The organism is Bacillus sp. PAMC26543, from assembly GCF_014250375.1.
In the GTDB taxonomy this organism is placed as follows: domain Bacteria; phylum Bacillota; class Bacilli; order Bacillales; family Bacillaceae; genus Bacillus; species Bacillus halotolerans.
This window is the reverse complement of record NZ_CP060193.1, coordinates 2,631,050-2,652,437: the sequence shown is the minus strand read 5'-3', so window position 1 is coordinate 2,652,437 and position 21,388 is coordinate 2,631,050. Positions and strand designations below refer to the sequence as shown.

Annotated in this window: 20 protein-coding genes and 1 pseudogene; 19 read left to right on the top strand and 2 right to left on the bottom strand. The window is 43.3% G+C overall.

Annotated elements, in window-relative coordinates; translation table 11 throughout:
• Window positions 1–172 precede the first annotated feature (172 nt).
• Window positions 173–748 carry a transcriptional regulator Rok gene (gene rok, locus H7F27_RS13255; RefSeq protein WP_024121230.1) on the top strand — a complete coding sequence of 192 codons (576 nt, stop codon included), beginning with the start codon at window positions 173–175 and terminating at the stop codon, window positions 746–748.
• A 41-nt stretch (window positions 749–789) separates the two neighbouring features.
• Here the strand turns inward: rok and H7F27_RS13250 are convergent, their stop codons facing one another.
• Window positions 790–1,755: a coiled-coil domain-containing protein gene (locus H7F27_RS13250; protein WP_024121231.1), complete on the bottom strand. Its 966-nt coding sequence runs from the start codon at window positions 1,753–1,755 to the stop codon at window positions 790–792.
• A gap of 132 nt (window positions 1,756–1,887) precedes the next feature.
• Here H7F27_RS13250 and H7F27_RS13245 point away from each other — a divergent pair, with 132 nt between their 5' ends.
• The 16 genes and pseudogenes from H7F27_RS13245 (at window position 1,888) to sipT (ending at window position 18,295) form a co-directional block, all read left to right on the top strand.
• Window positions 1,888–2,487, top strand: coding sequence for a molybdenum cofactor guanylyltransferase (locus tag H7F27_RS13245; RefSeq protein ID WP_185848003.1), 600 nt, complete (start codon window positions 1,888–1,890; stop codon window positions 2,485–2,487).
• A 51-nt stretch (window positions 2,488–2,538) separates the two neighbouring features.
• Complete coding sequence (locus H7F27_RS13240) at window positions 2,539–3,558, top strand: MoeB/ThiF family adenylyltransferase (RefSeq protein WP_185848002.1); 1,020 nt, start codon at window positions 2,539–2,541, stop codon at window positions 3,556–3,558.
• Between the two features lie 17 nt (window positions 3,559–3,575).
• Complete coding sequence (gene glp, locus H7F27_RS13235) at window positions 3,576–4,868, top strand: molybdopterin molybdotransferase MoeA (protein ID WP_024121234.1); 1,293 nt, start codon at window positions 3,576–3,578, stop codon at window positions 4,866–4,868.
• A complete protein-coding gene (mobB, locus tag H7F27_RS13230; protein ID WP_101860671.1) occupies window positions 4,829–5,350 on the top strand; it encodes a molybdopterin-guanine dinucleotide biosynthesis protein B in 522 nt (173 codons plus the stop codon). The genes glp and mobB overlap by 40 nt, the downstream gene beginning before the upstream one ends.
• Window positions 5,350–5,824, top strand: a pseudogene (locus H7F27_RS13225) (molybdenum cofactor biosynthesis protein MoaE). Before mobB ends, H7F27_RS13225 begins: the two are co-directional and overlap by 1 nt.
• Complete coding sequence (gene moaD, locus H7F27_RS13220) at window positions 5,817–6,050, top strand: molybdopterin converting factor subunit 1 (RefSeq protein WP_024121237.1); 234 nt, start codon at window positions 5,817–5,819, stop codon at window positions 6,048–6,050. The pseudogene H7F27_RS13225 and the gene moaD overlap by 8 nt, the downstream one beginning before the upstream one ends.
• A gap of 236 nt (window positions 6,051–6,286) precedes the next feature.
• Window positions 6,287–8,044 (top strand): ABC transporter ATP-binding protein, encoded by a 1,758-nt coding sequence (locus H7F27_RS13215; RefSeq protein ID WP_185848001.1) that lies wholly within the window; start codon window positions 6,287–6,289, stop codon window positions 8,042–8,044.
• A 10-nt stretch (window positions 8,045–8,054) separates the two neighbouring features.
• Complete coding sequence (locus tag H7F27_RS13210; protein WP_101860673.1) at window positions 8,055–9,869, top strand: ABC transporter ATP-binding protein; 1,815 nt, start codon at window positions 8,055–8,057, stop codon at window positions 9,867–9,869.
• 121 nt (window positions 9,870–9,990) lie between these two features.
• Window positions 9,991–10,686: a YknW family membrane protein gene (gene yknW, locus H7F27_RS13205; RefSeq protein WP_024121240.1), complete on the top strand. Its 696-nt coding sequence runs from the start codon at window positions 9,991–9,993 to the stop codon at window positions 10,684–10,686.
• 4 nt (window positions 10,687–10,690) lie between these two features.
• Entirely contained in the window at window positions 10,691–11,827 is a 1,137-nt protein-coding gene (locus tag H7F27_RS13200; RefSeq protein WP_101860674.1) for an efflux RND transporter periplasmic adaptor subunit, read from the top strand.
• Window positions 11,828–12,520: an ABC transporter ATP-binding protein YknY gene (gene yknY, locus H7F27_RS13195; protein WP_101860675.1), complete on the top strand. Its 693-nt coding sequence runs from the start codon at window positions 11,828–11,830 to the stop codon at window positions 12,518–12,520.
• A complete protein-coding gene (gene skiZ / locus H7F27_RS13190) occupies window positions 12,517–13,710 on the top strand; it encodes a sporulation-delaying-protein transporter subunit SkiZ (RefSeq protein ID WP_059352849.1) in 1,194 nt (397 codons plus the stop codon). The genes yknY and skiZ overlap by 4 nt, the downstream gene beginning before the upstream one ends.
• 278 nt (window positions 13,711–13,988) lie before the next feature.
• Window positions 13,989–14,744, top strand: coding sequence for a DeoR/GlpR family DNA-binding transcription regulator (locus H7F27_RS13185; RefSeq protein ID WP_024121244.1), 756 nt, complete (start codon window positions 13,989–13,991; stop codon window positions 14,742–14,744).
• Window positions 14,741–15,652: a 1-phosphofructokinase gene (gene pfkB, locus H7F27_RS13180; RefSeq protein ID WP_101860676.1), complete on the top strand. Its 912-nt coding sequence runs from the start codon at window positions 14,741–14,743 to the stop codon at window positions 15,650–15,652. Before H7F27_RS13185 ends, pfkB begins: the two co-directional genes overlap by 4 nt.
• 14 nt (window positions 15,653–15,666) lie before the next feature.
• Window positions 15,667–17,571 (top strand): PTS fructose transporter subunit IIABC, encoded by a 1,905-nt coding sequence (locus tag H7F27_RS13175; protein WP_101860677.1) that lies wholly within the window; start codon window positions 15,667–15,669, stop codon window positions 17,569–17,571.
• 142 nt (window positions 17,572–17,713) lie between these two features.
• Window positions 17,714–18,295 (top strand): signal peptidase I sipT, encoded by a 582-nt coding sequence (gene sipT / locus H7F27_RS13170; protein ID WP_044156035.1) that lies wholly within the window; start codon window positions 17,714–17,716, stop codon window positions 18,293–18,295.
• Between the two features lie 35 nt (window positions 18,296–18,330).
• On the opposite strand, the gene H7F27_RS13165 is transcribed toward sipT, so the two are convergent.
• On the bottom strand, window positions 18,331–18,600 hold the full coding sequence (locus H7F27_RS13165; RefSeq protein WP_010334087.1) for a hypothetical protein: 270 nt from the start codon (window positions 18,598–18,600) through the stop codon (window positions 18,331–18,333).
• Between the two features lie 184 nt (window positions 18,601–18,784).
• On the opposite strand from H7F27_RS13165, the gene H7F27_RS13160 reads away from it, so the two are divergent.
• On the top strand, window positions 18,785–20,404 hold the full coding sequence (locus H7F27_RS13160; protein WP_024121248.1) for an ABC-F family ATP-binding cassette domain-containing protein: 1,620 nt from the start codon (window positions 18,785–18,787) through the stop codon (window positions 20,402–20,404).
• A gap of 58 nt (window positions 20,405–20,462) precedes the next feature.
• Window positions 20,463–21,374: a ketopantoate reductase family protein gene (locus tag H7F27_RS13155; protein WP_024121249.1), complete on the top strand. Its 912-nt coding sequence runs from the start codon at window positions 20,463–20,465 to the stop codon at window positions 21,372–21,374.
• Window positions 21,375–21,388 lie beyond the last annotated feature (14 nt).

Sequence of the window (21,388 nt, the reverse complement as noted above, 5' to 3'; positions counted from 1 at the left end):
GAACCCTTGTGAATAAAGAGGTCTGTTAAAAAATAAAACATTTTTAGAAAATAAGGAATTTTTCATAGAGTAAATATAATAGTAAAATGCTAAAATAATAGTTGATAAAATTACTTTTGTAATCTAATATCTTAATTAAAGATGTTAATTCTGATAGGGGGTACATTGAGGAATGTTTAATGAAAGAGAAGCTTTGCGCTTGCGATTAGAACAATTAAATGAAGCTGAAGTAAAAGTCATTCGTGAATATCAAATTGAACGCGATAAAATATACGCAAAATTAAGAGAGCTGGACAGAAATGGAAGCACTTCCGAAACGAAAAAGGAGTTCCGTTCTGAAAGAAAAACTGACTCTCTGCCAGTTCTCGCCGAGCTTGCAGCTCAGGAAATCAGAAGCTATCAGCCGCCATCACAGCAGCAGTCCGCCCAGCCTCAGCTTCAATCTATTTCCTCTCTTCCTGCCGGTATACCAGATGGAGCGACTAGAAGAAGAAGAGGAACGGCAAGACCGGGATCTAAAGCAGCTAAACTGCGTGAAGCGGCTATTAAAACATTAAAACGCCACAACGCGGCAATTAAGAGCTCCGAACTTCAAAAAGAGATTGAAAAGGAAAGCGGTCTTGAAATCCCTAATATGACAACGTTTATGCAAAGTTTAATTAAAATGTATCCGGAAGTGAAAAAACCGTATCGCGGCCAGTACATTTTAGAGGGTGACATCGAATCAGCTGAATCAGCAACAGAATAAGCACACAGAAAAACTGCTTGGGAGCTCAAGCAGTTTTTTTATTATTGGGTTTTTTTCGGTGAAGGTTTGTTTTCTTTTTCAAGATTAAGCTTATACACCCATTTTTGATAAGGTTTTTCTTCGGCGGCACGGCTCTTCAGCTCTTCAATTTTATGGTTGATAAGCTGGTCAGATGATTGGGCTCTGGTCAGCTGTTTTTGAAGCTCATTTACTTGTTTTGTGACATCTTCAAGGATGGTCTCTACATGACTTGACGGTGCGTAAACGGTTTGAGCTTCTTCTGCCGTTTTTTCTTTCTGTTTCGCACCGCCATCAATATCGGCAAAATGAGAAGCAATCCAGGCATCACTTTCATCAAGCTGCCGTTTGTACGAAATAATAGTTTCTTGAAATAGTTTTTCTTTCGTTTTTTCTATTTCAAGCAGCCTTTCTTTCGTTTCTATGATTCGGTCTTTCATATGATCTATTTCTATTTTGATATGTTTTAGCTGGTATTCTTTTTCTATCATTTGCTCTTTCAAGCGTCCGTTTTCGGCTTTTATCGTTTCAGCTTGCTGCTTCGCTTGAAACAATTCGTTCTGTTCCCGCTGGATAGAGGTATTAAGATGAATAATTTGTTTATGCAAATTTTTATTTTCTTCCTCAATTTTGATTTTTTCGATATGAAGCTTATGTTTTTCTTCGATTTCGGTTTTGCGTTTGTAGGTTTCTGCGGAAAGAAGCTCCTGCAAGGTGACGATTTTATCGAGCAGTTCGGCTCTCATTTGATGCAGTGTATGGCTCGTATAGGAGGCGTGTTGTTCTTTCATTGACATTTGCTTTAGCTCAGCGGACAGCTGCTGAAGTTTTTCTTTCATATTGGTATTTTCTTTGAGCAGTTTGTTATTTTTCTGATGGAAGTAGCTTGCCTCAAGCTCGGAAATTAGTTTACGGCACCTTGACAGCTCTGATTTTAAATAAAGGTTCTCCTGTGACACGTCATGGAAAAAAGGACCTGTTCTTTTCAATCGAACCATCTCCCTCATGATGTTAACATTACAATATGCAAATACTGAACAGCTATTCCTCTTTAATAAACAGACAAGCATTGGCGTTGGGACCTTGCTTTTGCTATGCTTTTGGTAACTAGAGGTGAGAGCATGAAACATATAAATGTACTTTTAGCAGGAGGAGCCTCACGCCGGTTTGGGGAGCCCAAGGCGTTTGTAAAATGGAGAGGCCGCATGTTTTACGAATGGGCTAAAAAGTCGCTGGGTGAGCAAGTGGTCATCATCAGTCGTCCCGAGTTTATCGATAGATTTCAAGAGAATGGCGAAACCGAAGTGTATCAAGACACGGAGCCGTTCCAAGGAATGGGCCCATTGGCTGGTATCTATACTGCTTTTGAAAAGACAGACGGTGACCTTTATACGATTCTATCCTGTGACACACCGCTGATACGAAAAAGGACGATGGTGGAGCTCAGGCGCATGGTAACTGCCGATACGGACGCAGTCATCCCGATATCAGGCGGAAGAGTGCAGCCATTGATAGCACTGTATCATAAAAGGATCATGCCTATTCTATATGAACAGCTATCTGAGAAAAAATTAAAACTATCAGATTTCTTAGACCGTATTTCAGTTCGGTACGTACAGGCAGAGGAAATCGCGGCAGTGCCGGAAGAGTTTATGAATATTAATACACGACATGACTATAGGCGTTTGAATGAACTCAAGACATTCTCCTGCTGGGACTGACGGGGGGAAATCATGGTATGATTGACATAAAAGATAAGGAGATCAGGTTTGATGGAAGAGCGTTATTCACGGCAAATCAGATTTAAGCAAATTGGAGAAGAGGGACAGCAAAGACTGGCAGACAGCCGCGTGCTGATCGTAGGAGCAGGAGCGCTCGGAACAGCCGGAGCTGAAGGGCTATCGAGAGCGGGAGTTGGAACCGTCACCATCATTGACCGTGATTATGTAGAATGGAGCAATCTGCAAAGGCAGCAGCTCTATACAGAAAGCGATGCGGAACTCCGCATGCCAAAAGCTATGGCTGCCAAAGAACATTTATCCGCTATTAACAGCGGCATACATATTGAGGCATACGTTACAGAGGGGACGGCTGAAACGCTTGAACCGCTGATTGAAAAAGCGGATGTTGTCATCGATGCAACAGATAATTTTGAAACACGCATGCTTATCAACGATCTAGCTCAGAAAACAAAGACACCGTGGATTTATGGCGCTTGTGTAAGCAGCCAAGGGATGTTCATGACAATTATTCCGGGGGAGACACCTTGTTTGTCTTGTTTGTTTGAGCAAATTCCTGTCGGCGGAGCGACGTGCGATACAGCGGGGATTATTCCGCCTGCGGTCCATATGGTTTCAGCCTATCAGCAGGCGGAGGCGCTGAAACTGTTAACGGGAAACACAGAAGCGATACAGCGCGGCTTTGTCACGTTTGATGTCTGGAACAATTCACATATGAAAATCAACGTTAGCAATGTACGAGTCGAAGATTGTCCGTCATGCGGCGCACACGCAGTTTATCCTTATCTTCAAGACTGGAACACGCCAAAAGCTGCTGTGCTGTGCGGCCGTAATACGGTTCAAGTCAGATCAGAGTCATTAAAAAGAATACCGAAGCAGGAGCTCGCCAGTCGGCTGAAAACAATCGGCAAGGTAGAGGCCAATGCATTTTTGCTTCATATCTATTATGAAAATTTCAGAATCGTCATTTTTAATGACGGACGGGCTCTGATACACGGAACAAGTGAAGTGAAAGAAGCTAATTCTGTGTTGGCAAGAGTAATCGGATTGTAACAACAGGAGGGTTCAGAATGCTGGAGAAAAGAACACCGATACCGGTAGATGAAGCTGTTCGGCGTGTCAGCCGATTTCAAAAACGAGGGGAAACAGAATGGGTGGCGCTTGAAAACAGCCTTCACCGATTTTTAGCTGAAGATGTAACGGCAGATCACCATGTGCCTGCATTTGACCGTTCGCCATATGACGGTTTTGCTGTCAGAGCATGTGATACGGCTGAAGCTTCACGCGAGCACCCTGTCCGCTTTGAGGTCATTGACCATATCGGAGCAGGAGCTGTATCTGAGAAAGAACTTGCTGCGTTTCAGGCAGTGCGGATCATGACAGGTGCGCAAATTCCAAAAGGCGCGGATGCCGTGGTCATGATTGAGCTGACTCAAGCCTTTGAAGAGAATGGTCAGCCGTTTATGTGTTTAAAACGCCGCTTCCAGCCAGGGGACAATATTTCAAAAACAGGTGAAGATGCTCAAAAAGGGAGCGTTTTAGTCAGAAAGGGCACGCGAATTACCCCGGGGGTAACAGCTCTTCTGGCAACCTTTGGATACGCTTCTGTGCCTGTCGTGAGAAAGCCTGTTGTCGGGATTATCGCTACCGGCACTGAATTGCTGAATGTCAGTGACCCGCTGGAGCCGGGGAAAATCCGTAACAGCAACGCCAGTATGGTATATGCACAAGTTATCGAAGCGGGCGCTTCACCTCTTTATTTAGGGAAAATCTCCGATGATCTTGATCAAAGCTTTGCTGCGGTCGAGAAAGCAATGGAAAAGGTTGATTTTCTAATCACAACAGGCGGCGTGTCAGTGGGTGACTTTGACTTTTTGCCTGAAATCTATGAAAGGCTCGGAGCTGATGTGCTCTTTAATAAAGTTGCTATGCGCCCGGGAAGTGTAACGACTGTGGCTCATGCAAACGATATGCTGCTGTTTGGGCTGTCAGGAAACCCGTCGGCATGCTATGTCGGTTTTGAACTGTTTGTAAAACCGATGATCCGGTCATGGCTGCTTCATGATAAACCGCATCCAATTTGCGCAGAAGCTGTTTTGACTAAGGACTTTCCGAAGCCGAATCCTTTTACCCGATTTGTACGTGCTTATGTACACCATCAGGAAGGAAAGCTGTTAGCGGCTCCCGTTGGATTAGATAAGTCAAGCTCTGTCACTTCACTTGCAGAAGCGAATGCGTTTATCATCCTGCCGGGCGGTACGAGAGGTTACGAATCAGGCAGAACGGTCCACGTGCTGCTGATCAGAGAAGAGAATGGAAGTGAGTGGCCTTGGTCCGTCCTTTCCCGATCGTCCAAGTTGTAGGATTCCAAAACAGCGGAAAAACAACGTTGATAGAGCGTATTCTTAAAAAAGCCGCACAACAGGGACTGCATGCAGGCTGCCTGAAGCATCACGGTCATGGCGGTGAACCGGAAGCATTCACTGAAGGAAAAGACACTGACCGTTACCAAGCTGCGGGAGCTGAAGTAACAGCAGTAGAAGGAGCGGGTGTTTTACAGCTTACGGCCCGCCGTAAATGGGATCTCCCGCAGCTGATCGAGTTATATCGCTTTCTTGATATGGATTGCCTGCTCATAGAAGGCTTTAAAAAAGCTCCTTATCCTAAAGTAGTAATAGTACGAGATAAGAATGATCTGGCTGAACTGCAGGCAGTAAATATAATCGCAATTATATACAGAGAAAAAGAACAAATGGCTGCACACCAAGGATTACCCGTTTTTCACGCGGATGATCCGGCCGCAGTTGATTTTGTGCTTTCACAGCTGAAAGGGGAATCTGTGTAATGGGAAGGTTTGAGATTACGAAAACACCCATCGTTACTGAAGATATCATAAAAAAAGTAGAGAAACGGGAAGCCGGAGCTATTACCACGTTTATCGGGACAGTTCGGGAGTGGACAAACGGAAAAAAAAACAATCCGGCTGGAATATGAGGCTTATGAACCGATGGCTGTGCAGATGCTGGCCCAAATCGGGGCTGAAATAGAAGAGAAATGGAAAGGTGCTTCGGCTGCTATCACACATCGGATCGGTGTACTGGATATCGGCGAAGCGGCAGTTGTCATCGCTGTGTCTTCTCCCCATCGAAAAGCCGCTTATGAAGCCAATGAGTATGCAATCGAACGCATTAAACAGATTGTGCCTATTTGGAAAAAAGAAATTTGGGAAGACGGAGAGCAATGGATCGGTGACCAGCTTGAGACAACAGCTTATCCGAATGGAAAACCAGATGTAAGTGAGGGAGAGCAGCATGATTAACATTCTTTTGTTTGCGGGACTTGCTGAAAAGGCCGGCACGTCAACGCTTGAAATTGATATGGAACAAGCAACAATCGATGATATAAAAGCGGTATTAAAGGAACAATACGGACTTGAATCAATTGATACGGCTATGATTGCTGTAAATGAAAACTACGTCAAAGAAAATACCTCAGTATCTTCCGGTGACACGGTGGCTGTTATTCCACCTGTCAGCGGGGGATGAAAACCGGACGGCGATAAAGCCGTCCGGTTTTTGCGTTAAAAGTCATATCCCTCTTTTTTGGCATATCCTGCTCATCATCCTGCATACAATGATTTTCTGTAAGCATTTATTTACATAAGTCCCGCCATATAAAGTAAGAGACTATCTCCACCATTAGATTGAATTTTTGAAAAATAATAGAAATTTATTTCTGGAATCGATATAGTAAGGGTGAAAAAACTGGAAGGGTGCTGGGTATGGAGACATTTAAAAGATTAAAAGCATTTTATTGGCCGTACAGAAAGGTGTTTATGTGGTCGCTTGTGGCGATGCTTTTGATGACAGCCATTACGGTCGTTTATCCAATCATTCTGCAAATTACGATTGATGAGATCGTACTGGGGAGGCAGTATCAGCTTGCAGCATGGATCAGTCTGGGATTTATTGCGGTTATGGCTGTAAAAGGAACCGCCACTTTTTTTCATCAGTATTTAGGTGATATGTTTGGCATCAAATCTGTTTATCGGCTGAGAAATGGCCTGTATGCAAAACTGCAGAGGCTTTCTTTTTCTTACTATGACAACGCAAAAACAGGTGATTTGATGTCCAGGCTGACAGCCGATGTTGAAGGGCTCAGGTTTTTTTTATCCTACGGGCTTGCTGAGTTTATTCGATTCGGCTTGCTGGTTGCAATCAGCTTATCGGTCATGTTTTACTATTCGGTTCCGCTTACGCTGGTAACAATCGCTGCTTTGCCTTTTCTGGCGGTCGCGGTATATCAGTTTGACAAAAGAGTACACCCCGCCTTCCGAGGCATCAGAAAATCGTTTGCAAAGCTCAATACAAAGGTGCAGGAAAATATCAGCGGCATCAACACAGTTAAGTCACTATCAAGAGAAGATTTTCAAATCAGCGCCTTTAATAAGGCAAATGCGGCCTACAGAACAAAATATTTACAAACGTCATCCATCTGGTCTGCTTATTTTCCGCTGATGGAGTTTATCGGCAATATTTGTATTGTGGCTCTTCTTTCATACGGCGGCTATTTGGTCATGCAAAATCAGCTGAATCCGGGTGAGCTTGTCGCTTTCTTCAGTCTTGTCAATTATATGATGTGGCCGATTATGAACTTAGGTTTTGTGATTAATATGTTTTCTCAGGCAAAAGCCTCAGGAGAGCGTCTGTTAGACATTCTTGATGAAGAGGAAGACATCAAAGACCACGTTCATGCTTTACATCAGCCAAAGTTAACCGGAGATGTCTCATTCAAAGATGTAACTCTCACATACAGAAATGAACAAACGAACGCGCTTTCCGATGTAAGCTTTGAAGCAAAAAGCGGAAAGATGATCGGACTTTTGGGTCCTACAGGATCTGGAAAAAGCTCAGTCACACAGCTCCTCACTAGATTTTACAGTCCTGCAGGCGGAATCATCACCATTGATCATAAACCTATCACAGATTATTCATTAAAAACCCTTCGCTCAAATATTGGAGTTGTACTTCAAGAATCATTCCTATTTTCATCTACTATTCGATCAAATATTTCATACGGGAAGCCGGATGCTTCGATGGACGACATTATAAATGCGGCAAAAAGAGCTCAGGCCCACGATTTTATTATGGAACTGCCTGACGGATATGACACCATGCTTGGAGAAAGGGGGCTGGGGCTTTCTGGAGGCCAGAAGCAGCGCATTGCTATTGCCAGAGCCATCTGTTTAAACCCGAGCATTTTAATATTAGATGACGCCACAAGTGCAGTAGATATGCAAACGGAGCACAGCATACAGCTTGCGTTAAAAGAAGTCATGAAAAACCGCACAACCTTTATCATCGCTCACCGCATTTCTTCACTGAAACACGCAGATGAAATTCTTGTCTTCGATAAAGGTAGCATTCGTGAAAGAGGCAATCATCACGAGCTTCTTGCCAAGAACGGCTATTACAAAAAGATATACGATTTGCAATACCGGGACGTCAATATGATAAATGAGCCGCATCAGGTCGGATAGGGAGGAACATATGAAACAAGCAAAAAAACAGGGGATTTTGGAGCGTTTCTATTATTCTTCAGATGAAATCATTGAAAAACCGTTTAACTGGGCTCAAATGTGGCGGCTGTTAAGCTATGTCAAACCATACCGAAAAACAATTCTGCCGCTTTCTTTTCTCACCGTTTTGATTGGGACTGCTGTGAAGCTTGTCATTCCTATTCTGATCGGTGTTTATGTTCTCGATCAAGCCATTACAGCAAAGAATTCGGAATTGCTGATGCAGCTGATTATTTTGATCAGCGTTTTATACGCTGTTAATTATGCAGCCAATATGCTAAGGATCAGATGGATGAACCAGCTTGGCCAGCATGTCATTTACGATTTGCGCCAGCATTTATTTACCCATGTGCAGCGCTTGTCCCACCGATTTTTTGATCAGAGATCGGCAGGGTCTATTCTCGTCAGAATTATGAATGACATTAACTCCCTTCAGGAGCTTTTCACAAGCGGCGTGATTAACTTATTAACAGATTTATTGCTTTTGGCGGGAGTCGTCATCATTTTATTCACGCTGAGTCCTGAACTGACCATAGCCATCATGGTGACTCTGCCGATTATGTTTTTTATTTCAACAAGTCTCAGAAAAAAAATCCGCCGTTCATGGCAAACGGTGCGTCTGAAGCAATCAAAGCTGAACTCCCATTTAAACGAAAGCATACAAGGTATCCGCGTAACGCAGGCTTTCACGCAGGAACAAGAAAACATGGCGTATTTTGACGGAGTCAATCAGGAGAACTATCAATCATGGCGGGAAGCAACAAGAAAAAATGCTGTGTTCCGTCCGCTGGTAGAAATGACAAATGCGATAGGAACGGCTGTATTAATATGGTATGGCGCCACACTCATCATGAACCAAACTATTACAATAGGTGTCTTCGTATCTTTCGCCTTCTATTTAGGCATGTTTTGGGAGCCTATTTCAAGACTAGGCCAGGTTTATAACCAATTGTTAATGGGGATGGCCTCGTCAGAGCGGATTTTCGAGTTTTTAGACGAACAGCCGAACGTCAAGGAAAAGCGGGATGCCATTCACAAGAAAAATATTAAAGGCCATATCAGCTTTGAAGAGGTTGAATTTTCTTATGATGAAAAACGAAAGGCACTTCATGCCGTTTCCTTTTCTATTCCTGCAGGCTCGACACTTGCACTTGTCGGACACACAGGGAGCGGGAAAACAACGATTGCCAATTTAATCAGCCGATTTTATGATGCAACAGGAGGAACCATTAAAATAGACGGCACTCCGATAAAAGACCTGGCCATTGCCAGTTTACGCTCTCAAATCAGTATTGTGCTTCAAGATACGTTTATTTTCTCGGGAACGATTATGGAAAATATTCGTTTCGGAAGGCCGGATGCGTCAGACGAAGAAGTGATAAAAGCTGCTCAAGCAGTCGGAGCGGATGAGTTTATATCTGGTTTAGCAGAAGGATACGAAACAGAAGTGGAAGAAAGGGGCAGCGTACTATCCGCCGGTCAGCGCCAGCTCATTTCCTTCGCAAGAGCGCTGCTCGCAGATCCTGCTATTATCATTCTTGACGAAGCCACGGCAAGCATTGATACAGAGACAGAGGTCAAAATCCAGCAGGCTTTAAAAACTTTGCTGAAAGGCCGTACAGCCGTCATGATTGCCCATAGATTGTCCACGATCCGCGACGCCGACCATATCATCGTTCTTGATCACGGCAGGAAAATGGAAGAGGGCAGCCACGAACAGCTGCTTGCGAAAGGAGGTATTTATGCAGGACTGGTGAAAGCGCAATACAGCATAGCTGCCGAATAAAAGCCTTCAGTTTGAAAGTCTGAAGGCCTTTTGAATGATTTGGATATTTTTTTAAAAAATATGAAACTTTTTTTAGATCCTTTCGTATTATCAGCTAGATATGTTCAAGGAGGTTTTATATATGGAAGCAAATGTAGAAAAAAACGGCGGAGTGTCAACTGAAAAGCCATCCCTTTTTGGAGTGATCACAAGTCCTGGAACTCAATTTGAGAGAATAAGAGAAAGGCCGGTTGTATGGGGCCCGCTCTTGATTGTTGCGGCAATCATCATAGTTGGTGCTGTATTGCAGGGTCTCGGAACGGATTATAGCGAGCTTCTTAAAGCGACGGATACTGAAGGTTTATCGCCTGAGCAGATTTCAACTGTCGCCACTATTACCAAGTTTGGAGCAATGGCAGGTTCGATTCTCGGCGGAATTGCAGCTTTATTTATTGCACCTCTCATTTATTGGCTCTGTGTGAAAATATCAGGAGGCGTAACGACGTATAAGAAAATGCTTTCTCTCGGTCTGTTTGTCTCCTTAATCAGCAGCTTAGGATTATTGATCAACGGAATTGTTGCTTTTACAACTGACACAAGTTCACTTTACAGCATGACGTCACTTGCGGGAATTATTCCTTCAGACATGCCTTTAGCCAATGTATTAAATACATTTGAAATCTTCAGCATTTGGAGCTATGTATTATTAGCGATCGGTCTTCACAAAACGGGAGGCATCTCCAAAAAAGCAGGGTGGATATCCGTTATTATTCTTTTCGTCCTTTTGGTCGCATTTTCGTTTGTTTCAGGGGCGATAAACTCTGTGGCAGGTGCATAAATAGATGAAAAAAGTCTGGATTGGAATTGGGATTGCAGCATTAGTCGCTCTTTTTATAGGAATTAATATTTACCGGTCTGCCGCTCCGACAAGCGGCAGCGCCGGCCAGAAGGTGGAGACGGGCAGTCTAGAAGAAAAAAAGATATCGTCAACGGTTATGGTTCCAGGCACACTTAAATTTTCAAATGAACAATATGTGTTTTATGAAGCCGATAAAGGAACTTTGAACGACATTAAAGTAAAGGAAGGCGACAAAGTTAAAAAGGGTACGCCGTTAGTCACTTATACGAATGAGCAGCTTAGTCTGGAAAAAGAACAGAATCAATTGACCTCTGAATCGAACCGGCTGCAAATCGATCAGATTCAAGAAAAGCTACAAGCGTTGGACAGTAAAGAAAAAGAACTGACAAAACAGCTTGGAAAGAAAGAAGCAGAAAAACAAGTTGACTCTGAGCGCACAGAGCTTGAAATGCAGGAAAAAACGGCTCAAATTGAATTAAAGCAAACTGAACTTCAGCGGCAGTCGCTTGCCAATCAAGTGTCAGATCTTCAAGTGAAAAGCGAGATTGAAGGCACTGTGATTTCTGTCAACCAGGAAGCGGCATCAAAAAAGTCAGATATTCAAGAGCCCGTTATACATATCGGCAATCCTAAAGATCTTGTCGTTGCAGGAAAATTGTCTGAATACGATACACTTAAAGTCAAAAAAGGCCAAAAGGTCACACTCACTTCAGATGTCATTCAGGATAAAACATGGAAAGGTACAGTTTCAGCTGTCGGACTAGTGCCGGATCAGCAGGATAACGCCGCGGCAGCCGCTGGCACAGATCAGGCGGTACAATACCCGCTTCAAGTCAAAATAAAAGGTGATCTTCCTGAAGGAAAGCCAGGTTTTAAATTCATTATGAATATAGAAACGGATAAGCGGAAAACCAATACGCTTCCTTCTAAGGCAGTTAAAAAAGAAGATGATCAATATTATGTGTATACAGTAAAGGACGGTAAAGCCAAGCGAGTCGACGTCAAAATCGGGGAAGTAACAGATGATGTAACGGAAATAAAAGAAGGAATTTCTAAGGATGATCAGGTCATTTTAAATCCTGCTGATGATTTGGCTGACGGAACGGAAGTGAAAGCATAAATGATTCAGCTTTCAAATGTGCGAAAAAGCTACCAGATCGGCAGAGAAACGTTTGATGTTCTTCATTCGATTGATTTGAACATCAATCAAGGGGAATACGTTTCGATCATGGGGCCGTCAGGATCGGGAAAATCAACGATTATGAATATTATCGGCTGTCTAGACCGTCCGACTTCCGGTATATATAAGCTGGACGGTGAAGACATCTCATCTTATAAAGACAAAGAATTGGCCGCAGTCCGCAACAAATCCATCGGTTTTGTCTTTCAGCAATTCCAGCTTCTCCCGCGGCTGAACGCTAAAAAAAATGTCGAGCTGCCGATGATTTATTCCGGCATTGGAAAAAAAGAACGCCAAGAGAGAGCCGAAAGAGCTTTAGAAAAGGTCGGATTAGCCGATCGAATGCTTCATATGCCGAATGAGTTATCCGGCGGTCAAAAGCAGCGTGTGGCTATTGCGAGGGCAATCGTCAATGAACCAAAATTAATTTTGGCGGATGAACCGACTGGCGCGTTGGATACGAAAACAAGTGCAGCGATTATGGACCAATTTACAGCGTTAAACGACGAGGGAACTACGATTGTACTTGTCACCCACGAGCCGGAAGTTGCAGATTGCACGAACCGGGTCATCATGGTGCGAGACGGAGAAATTGTTCCTCCCGGCTCCGGACAAAGGAGCGTGGGGGAATGAGTCTGTTAGAAAACGTCAGAATGGCTTTGAGCTCTGTTCTTGCACATAAAATGCGTTCCATTTTAACGATGCTCGGAATCATAATTGGTGTTGGCTCTGTTATTGTCGTCGTTGCTGTAGGGCAGGGCGGCGAGCAAATGCTTAAGCAGTCCATCAGCGGTCCGGGGAATACGGTGGAACTATACTACATGCCGAGTGACGAAGAGCTTGCAAGCAATCCGAACGCCGTAACGGAGTCAACTTTCACAGAAAACGATATTAGCGGATTAAAAGATATAGAAGGGATAAAACAAGTGGTTGCATCGACTTCTGAAAGCATGAAGGCGCGTTATCATGAGGAAGAAACCGATGTAACCATTAACGGAATCAACGACGGATATATGAATGTCAATTCCTTAGAAATAGAAAGCGGGAGAACCTTTACTGATAATGACTTTCTTGCGGGAAAAAGGGCGGGCATTATATCGCAAAAAATGGCAGAAGAGCTGTTTGATAAATCCTCTCCTCTCGGTGAAGTTGTCTGGGTAAACGGACAGCCTGTGGAAATTATCGGTGTGCTGAAGAAGGAAACAGGTTTGCTGTCTTTCGGACTAAGTGAAATGTATGTGCCGTTTAATATGATGAAATCGTCTTTCGGTACAAGTGACTTCAGTAATGTGTCATTGCAGGTCGAATCGGCTGATGATATAAAATCTATCGGAAAAGAAGCGGCACAGCTGGTGAATGACCATCATGGCACTGAGGATTCATATCAAGTCATGAACATGGAAGAGATTGCAGCAGGAATTGGAAAGATCACAACAATCATGACCACGATTATCGGCTCAATTGCAGGCATTTCGCTTTTAGTCGGCGGAATCGGTGTCATGAATATTATGCTCGTGTCAGTGACAGAACGAACGCGGGAAATTGGGATTCGGAAGTCTCTCGGAGCAACGAGAGGACAAATTCTGACCCAGTTTTTAATCGAATCAGTCGTATTAACGCTTATCGGCGGACTGATTGGGATCGGGATCGGATACGGAGGGGCCGCGCTGGTTTCTGCCATTGCCGGCTGGCCGTCATTAGTATCCTGGCAGGTCGTATGCGGAGGCGTGCTGTTCAGTATGCTTATTGGCGTTGTCTTTGGAATGCTTCCTGCAAATAAAGCTGCCAAGCTCGATCCGATTGAAGCGCTGCGTTACGAGTAACCTCATGCATATGCATGAGGTTTTTTTATGTTTGGTGCTTTTTACTATGAATATAAAAGACTTTTTACATTAAGATAAGAAGAAAAAGTCATACAATTGTCCTTATTTTTGTCGAATTTACAGTTTACAAACCCTATATACATACGTTAATATGGAGAAACGTGAAAGATTTTGATAGTTATTGAATGAATTTGAATGATTTTAGTTGCCTATTGTAAAAAAAGCGTTTACAATGAAATTGTATTCAAAATGAATACGTTTTCATTAGGAGGTGAAGCATGCTAACTCCTGAAAGATATCAGTTGATTATTGATCAAATAGAAAAGCGTGATGTGGTAAAGATTCAAGAGCTTATAAATCTTACAAATGCTTCTGAATCTACAATCAGAAGAGATTTATCGACGCTTGAAGAACGCGGTTTTTTAAAGCGTGTTCACGGGGGAGCTGCCAAGCTTTCCGATATCAGACTTGAACCTGATATGCTTGAAAAATCATCCAAAAACCTTCAAGACAAATTGAAGATTGCTGAAAAAGCCGCTTCACTTTTGGAGGAAGGGGATTGCATTTATCTTGATGCGGGCACGACGACTTTGCACATGATTGATTTTATGGATAAAAGCAAAGATATCGTTGTGGTCACGAACGGGGTTATGCACATCGACGCATTGATAAGGAAAGAAATATCTTTTTATCTGCTTGGAGGATATGTAAAGCACAGAACGGGTGCGGTTATCGGAGGCGCTTCACTGATTGCCATGGATCAGTACAGATTCGATAAGAGTTTTCTGGGGGCAAACGGTGTGCATACAGAGGCCGGCTTCACAACGCCTGACCCTGATGAAGCCCTTTTGAAAACGAAGGCTGTCAAACAGGCAAAACACGCTTACGTCTTAGCGGACCCTTCGAAATTTGGAGAAATTTCATTTTCGGCATTTGCCGGCATAGGCGACGCAACAATCATTACGACTGACGCTGAAGAGCTTACATTCGATAATTACCAAGAAAAAACTGTCGTAAAGGTAGTGAAACCATGATTTATACTGTAACACTTAATCCATCTGTCGATTATATTGTTCACGTTGAAGATTTTACTGTAGGAGGCCTGAACCGTTCCGCATACGATACAAAGTATCCAGGGGGAAAAGGCATCAACGTATCGAGACTGCTGAAAAGACATCATGTTCAGTCAAAAGCGCTCGGATTTATCGGCGGATTTACCGGAGAATATATCAAAACATTTTTGCGCGAAGAAAACCTGGAAACAGCTTTTTCTGAAGTAAAAGAAGATACCCGCATCAATGTGAAATTGAAAACTGGTGATGAAACGGAAATTAACGGTCAGGGACCAACGATTTCAGACGAAGATTTCAATGCCTTTTTAGAACAGTTTACATCTTTGCAAGAGGGGGATATTGTCGTTCTTGCTGGAAGCATTCCATCTTCACTGCCTCAAGATACCTATGAAAAAATCGCAGAGGCTTGCAAACAGCAGAACGCGCGTGTTGTGTTAGATATCTCTGGCGAAGCGCTTATGAAAGCAACAGAAATGAAACCGTTTTTGATGAAGCCAAACCATCACGAGCTTGGTGAAATGTTCGGAACGACGATTTCATCTGTTGAAGAAGCTGTTCCTTATGGGAAAAAGCTTGTAGAACAAGGCGCTGAGCATGTAATCGTATCCATGGCCGGTGACGGAGCGCTTCTGTTTACGAAGGATGCCGTTTACTTTGCAAACGTACCAAAGGGGAAATTGGTAAACTCAGTCGGAGCAGGAGATTCTGTCGTTGCAGGTTTTCTTGCCGGTGTTTCCAAGCAGCTGCCGCTTGAAGAGGCATTCCGCTTAGGAGTTACATCAGGCAGCGCTACCGCGTTTTCTGAGGAACTTGGTACAGAAGAATTTGTCCAGCAGCTTCTTCCTGAAGTTAAGGTCACACGTCTATAGAGGAGGAAACAAAAGTGAAAATAACTGAGCTTTTAACGAAGCATACGATAAAGCTTAATATTGAAAGCAAAGAAAAAGAAAACGTTATTGACGAAATGGTCACAGTTCTTGATAAGGCTGGAAAATTAAATGACAGACAAGCCTACAAAGAAGCCATTTTAAATCGTGAAAGCCAAAGTTCAACGGGTATCGGTGAAGGAATCGCTATTCCGCATGCGAAAACGGCAAGCGTTATCAACCCGGCGATTGCGTTTGGGCGTTCAAAAGACGGTGTCGATTATGAATCACTAGACGGCCAGCCGGCACACTTGGTCTTCATGATTGCAGCGACTGAAGGTGCAAACAACACTCACCTTGAAGCACTGTCAAGACTGTCTACGCTGTTAATGCGTGAAGAAATTCGCAAACAGCTGCTTGAAGCTGAATCAGAAGACGCGATTATTGACATTATCAATCAGCATGATAAAGATGATGACGAAGAGGAAGAAGAAGAAGAAACGGCACCAGCACCAGCCGGAAAAGGTAAAATCCTAGCGGTTACAGCTTGTCCGACAGGTATTGCCCATACTTTCATGGCAGCGGATGCCCTTAAAGAAAAAGCGAAAGAGCTTGGTGTTGAGATTAAGGTTGAAACAAATGGTTCAAGCGGTATTAAGCACAAGTTAACTGCTCAAGAAATTGAAGATGCACCTGCAATCATTGTCGCAGCGGACAAGCAGGTTGAAATGGAGCGCTTTAAAGGCAAACGCGTGCTTCAGGTTCCAGTAACGGCAGGTATCAGACGTCCGCAAGAGCTTATCGAAAAAGCGGTGAATCAAGACGCACCGATTTATCAAGGCAGCGGCAGCGGTTCTTCTGCTCAAAGTGATGAAAATGAACCAAAAGCCAAATCTGGCGGCATTGGAAACGCGTTTTATAAGCACCTTATGAGCGGTGTCAGCAACATGCTTCCATTCGTAGTGGGCGGCGGTATACTCGTTGCAATTTCATTCTTCTGGGGTATCCATTCTTCAGATCCGAATGATCCTAGCTACAATACGTTTGCTGCAGCATTGAACTTTATCGGCGGCGACAATGCATTAAAACTGATTGTTGCAGTTCTGGCCGGCTTTATCGCAATGAGTATTGCAGATCGTCCGGGATTTGCTCCTGGTATGGTCGGCGGGTTTATGGCCACTCAAGCGAATGCTGGATTCTTAGGCGGTTTGATTGCCGGATTCCTTGCTGGTTATGTCGTGATTTTATTGAAAAAAGTATTTGTGTTTATCCCTCAGTCACTTGATGGATTGAAGCCTGTATTGATTTATCCGCTGTTTGGTATTTTTATCACTGGCGTATTAATGCAATTTGTAATCAATACACCTGTAGCAGCATTCATGAATTTCTTAACAGACTGGCTTCAAAGCCTTGGTACTGGAAACTTGGTGTTAATGGGTATTATTTTAGGCGGTATGATGGCGATCGACATGGGCGGTCCGCTTAATAAAGCAGCCTTCACGTTCGGTATCGCGATGATTGATGCAGGCAACTATGCGCCTCATGCAGCGATCATGGCCGGCGGTATGGTTCCTCCGCTAGGTATCGCACTTGCAACAACAATTTTCAGAAACAAGTTCTCTCAGCGTGACCGTGAAGCAGGTATTACATGCTACTTCATGGGTGCGGCATTCGTAACAGAAGGCGCAATCCCGTTTGCTGCGGCTGATCCGCTTCGCGTAATTCCAGCGGCTGTGGTCGGTGCAGCGGTTGCCGGCGGATTAACTGAATTCTTCCGTGTAACCCTTCCTGCACCTCACGGGGGCATATTCGTAGCCTTTATTACAAACCATCCGCTCCTTTACTTATTAAGTATTGTAATTGGTGCTGTGGTTATGGCGATTATCCTAGGTATCGTAAAAAAACCTGTAACTGAAAAATAAGGAAAAAAGCGTCCTGTTACTAAAGGACGCTTTTTCTCTATCTTCTCGCGGCAGCGCGGTTAAGTTATGTATTTTATAATAAATTATGATAAAGTAAAAGAAGGGAAACAACTGACATAGCAATCGTCTAGGAGGAAACACTTTGACCGAAGAAAATCAAACAAAAACTGAAAAAGCGGGGAAGAAAAAAACCAATACGTATTGGGAATGGGGAAAAGCAATTGTCATTGCTGTCCTGCTGGCACTCATTATCCGCCACTTCCTATTTGAACCGTATTTAGTCGAAGGTTCATCTATGTACCCCACTTTACATGACGGCGAAAGACTGTTTGTCAATAAAACGGTACACTATATCGGTGACCTGGAGCGGGGAGATATCGTCATTATCAATGGTGAGACTTCAAAAATCCATTACGTCAAACGGTTGATCGGTAAGCCTGGAGAAACCGTGGAAATGAAGGATGACACGCTTTATATAAACGGAAAAAAAGTTGCCGAGCCTTATTTGTCTAAAAACAAAAAAGAGGCAGAAAAGCTTGGTGTCAGTCTTACAGGCGACTTTGGCCCGGTGAAAGTACCGAAAGGCAAATATTTCGTCATGGGGGATAACCGGCTAAACTCCATGGACAGCAGAAATGGCCTAGGACTGATTGCGGAAGATCGGATTGTGGGTACGTCGAAGTTTGTATTTTTCCCGTTTAATGAAATGCGCCAAACCAAATAAAAACGCCTTGCTGGCCTTTGGACAGCAGGCGTTTTTTAATTGGAAAAAGAAGCGACTAATGCAATGCATAATACAGTGACAAATACTGAACCGATAATGGCCAGCACACTGAAGAAAAGATGCACTTGCTTGTTCTCTTTGCCGCGTTTTTCTAATAACCGTTTAGAGAAGATATGTGAGAAGATATAAATCAGGGCGATCCCGATATATAAGCCGATATCTTTGGCGGTAAAGCCAGTTACGGCAAGATAAAAGCCTGTAAAAAAGATCAATAAGCAATATTCAGTCAGTGTTAAAAGCCTCAATGTGTTCCTCCGAGTAAGAATGTATGATTTTCCATCTGGATGCATCCTCTTTGCCTTCAATTGTACCACAGCTTTTCCCTTTTAGTGTAGAAGTGTTTCTGCCTGCTTTTATCAGGGAAGCATTTCTCTTGTCTTCCATTCATGGTATACTTTTAATGATGATAGACATGATGGAGGATATTAAATGATTGCTGTAAATAATGTGAGCTTGCGCTTTGCGGATCGCAAGTTATTTGAAGATGTAAATATTAAATTTACCCCAGGCAACTGCTACGGGTTAATTGGTGCCAATGGTGCTGGTAAATCAACGTTTCTGAAAGTGTTATCAGGAGAAATTGAGCCTCAGACAGGCGATGTTCATATGAGTCCTGGCGAGCGTCTTGCCATCCTGAAACAGAACCACTTTGAGTACGAAGAGTATGAAGTGCTAAAAGTTGTGATTATGGGACATAAGCGTTTATACGAGGTCATGCAGGAGAAAGACGCAATTTACATGAAGCCTGATTTCTCGGATGAAGACGGAATTCGTGCGGCAGAGCTCGAAGGTGAATTTGCAGAGCTGAACGGATGGGAAGCAGAAAGTGAAGCTGCGATCCTTCTAAAAGGTCTCGGCATCTCAGAAGATCTTCACACGAAGAAGATGGAAGACCTTGGCGGTTCCGAAAAAGTGAAAGTTCTCTTGGCTCAGGCATTATTCGGCAAGCCCGATGTTCTGCTTCTTGATGAGCCGACGAACCACTTAGACCTTCAGGCAATTCAGTGGCTGGAAGAGTTTCTGATTAACTTTGAAAACACTGTGATTGTTGTATCCCATGACCGTCACTTTTTAAATAAAGTGTGTACACATATTGCTGACCTTGATTTTAACAAAATCCAAATCTACGTTGGGAACTATGATTTCTGGTATGAATCAAGCCAGCTTGCTTTGAAGCTTTCTCAAGAAGCGAACAAGAAAAAAGAAGAGCAAATTAAACAGCTTCAAGAGTTTGTGGCCAGATTCAGCGCAAATGCGTCTAAATCAAAACAGGCGACTTCAAGAAAGAAACTTCTTGATAAAATTTCTCTTGATGATATTAAACCGTCTTCACGCCGTTATCCTTACGTCAACTTCACACCGGAACGAGAAATCGGTAATGATGTTCTCCGGGTAGAAGGATTAACGAAAACAATTGACGGTGTAAAAGTTCTCGACAATGTCAGCTTTATTATGAATAGAGAAGATAAAATTGCTTTTACAGGACGTAATGAATTGGCTGTTACTACTTTGTTCAAAATCATTTCCGGGGAAATGGAAGCTGACAGCGGAACATTTAAATGGGGCGTGACGACATCTCAAGCGTACTTCCCTAAAGACAACAGCGAATATTTTGAAGGCAGTGATTTAAATCTTGTAGACTGGCTTCGCCAATATTCTCCTCATGACCAAAGTGAGAGCTTTTTACGCGGCTTCTTAGGACGCATGCTGTTTTCCGGTGAAGAAGTACACAAAAAAGCAAATGTTTTATCCGGGGGAGAAAAGGTTCGCTGCATGCTTTCGAAAGCAATGCTTTCTGGCGCCAATATTTTAATTTTGGATGAACCGACCAACCACTTAGACCTAGAATCTATTACAGCGCTCAATAATGGCTTAATCAGCTTTAAAGGCGCAATGCTGTTTACATCACATGACCACCAGTTTGTACAGACGATTGCCAACAGAATCATAGAGATTACACCTAATGGCATTGTTGACAAGCAAATGAGCTATGACGAGTTCCTTGAAAATGCTGATGTGCAGAAAAAACTGGCTGAACTATACGCGTAATAAAAAAAGCAGAGAATTCTCTGCTTTTTTTTACATAGAGAAGAAAGGGGACATTAACTTGAAATTTTTAATTGTCGGAGCAGGTGGAGTAGGCGGTTATATTGGCGGACGGCTTGCAGAGAAAGGGAATGCGGTGACGTTTCTTGTCCGCCAAAAAAGAGCTGAACAGTTAAAACAAACGGGACTAGTTATTCATAGTGAAAAGGGTGACGTGTCCTTTCAGCCCGCAGTAATCACTGCAGGAGAAAAAGAACAGTTTGATGTAATCATCATCGCTTCTAAAGCATATTCACTCGATCAGGTGATTAGCGATGTCAAACCTTTTGTCCACAGCGAATCAGTCATTATTCCTTTCTTAAACGGTTATCGCCACTACGAGCAGCTGTTTACGGCATTTTCGAAAGATCAGGTGCTGGGCGGGCTGTGCTTCATAGAAAGTGCTTTAAACAATCTGGGAGAAATCAACCATACAAGTGCGTCGCATCGTTTTGTGTTCGGTGAATGGAACGGTGAGCGTACGGAACGGATAAAAGAGCTTGAGGAAGCATTTGCAGGAGTGAAGGCAGAGGTCATCATTAGCGGGCATATTGAGAAAGACATCTGGAAAAAATATCTGTTTATTGCAGCACAAGCAGGAATGACAACCTTATTTCAAAGACCGCTTGGACCAATCCTTGAAACAGAGAGCGGCCGGCACACTGCGCGAACACTCATTGGGGAAATCGGCATGATCTTGCGCAAGGAAGGAGTTCCGGCTGATCCAGAACTTGAAGAAGACAGCTTCCGCACAATGACAAGCATGTCTTATCATATGAAATCCTCCATGCTTCGTGATATGGAAAATGGCCAAACGACTGAAGGAGATCATCTGCACGGCTTTTTGCTTGATAAAGCAAAGCGTTTGTCTCTTTCAACACCAATATTAGAAACAGTTTATGCCAATCTGCAAATGTATGAAGCAAAAAAATAAGAAGGAGGCGAAAG

Bases quoted from the DNA above. Each gene is read 5' to 3' on its own strand.
- H7F27_RS13240 (WP_185848002.1), top strand. From the start codon at position 2,539: ATGGAAGAGCGTTATTCACGGCAAATCAGATTTAAGCAAATTGGAGAA.
- H7F27_RS13215 (WP_185848001.1), top strand. From the start codon at position 6,287: ATGGAGACATTTAAAAGATTAAAAGCATTTTATTGGCCGTACAGAAAG.
- H7F27_RS13185 (WP_024121244.1), top strand. From the start codon at position 13,989: ATGCTAACTCCTGAAAGATATCAGTTGATTATTGATCAAATAGAAAAG.
- skiZ (WP_059352849.1), top strand. From the start codon at position 12,517: ATGAGTCTGTTAGAAAACGTCAGAATGGCTTTGAGCTCTGTTCTTGCA.
- H7F27_RS13210 (WP_101860673.1), top strand. From the start codon at position 8,055: ATGAAACAAGCAAAAAAACAGGGGATTTTGGAGCGTTTCTATTATTCT.
- rok (WP_024121230.1), top strand. From the start codon at position 173: ATGTTTAATGAAAGAGAAGCTTTGCGCTTGCGATTAGAACAATTAAAT.
- H7F27_RS13245 (WP_185848003.1), top strand. From the start codon at position 1,888: ATGAAACATATAAATGTACTTTTAGCAGGAGGAGCCTCACGCCGGTTT.
- H7F27_RS13160 (WP_024121248.1), top strand. From the start codon at position 18,785: ATGATTGCTGTAAATAATGTGAGCTTGCGCTTTGCGGATCGCAAGTTA.
- yknY (WP_101860675.1), top strand. From the start codon at position 11,828: ATGATTCAGCTTTCAAATGTGCGAAAAAGCTACCAGATCGGCAGAGAA.
- H7F27_RS13200 (WP_101860674.1), top strand. From the start codon at position 10,691: ATGAAAAAAGTCTGGATTGGAATTGGGATTGCAGCATTAGTCGCTCTT.
- yknW (WP_024121240.1), top strand. From the start codon at position 9,991: ATGGAAGCAAATGTAGAAAAAAACGGCGGAGTGTCAACTGAAAAGCCA.
- moaD (WP_024121237.1), top strand. From the start codon at position 5,817: ATGATTAACATTCTTTTGTTTGCGGGACTTGCTGAAAAGGCCGGCACG.
- glp (WP_024121234.1), top strand. From the start codon at position 3,576: ATGCTGGAGAAAAGAACACCGATACCGGTAGATGAAGCTGTTCGGCGT.
- pfkB (WP_101860676.1), top strand. From the start codon at position 14,741: ATGATTTATACTGTAACACTTAATCCATCTGTCGATTATATTGTTCAC.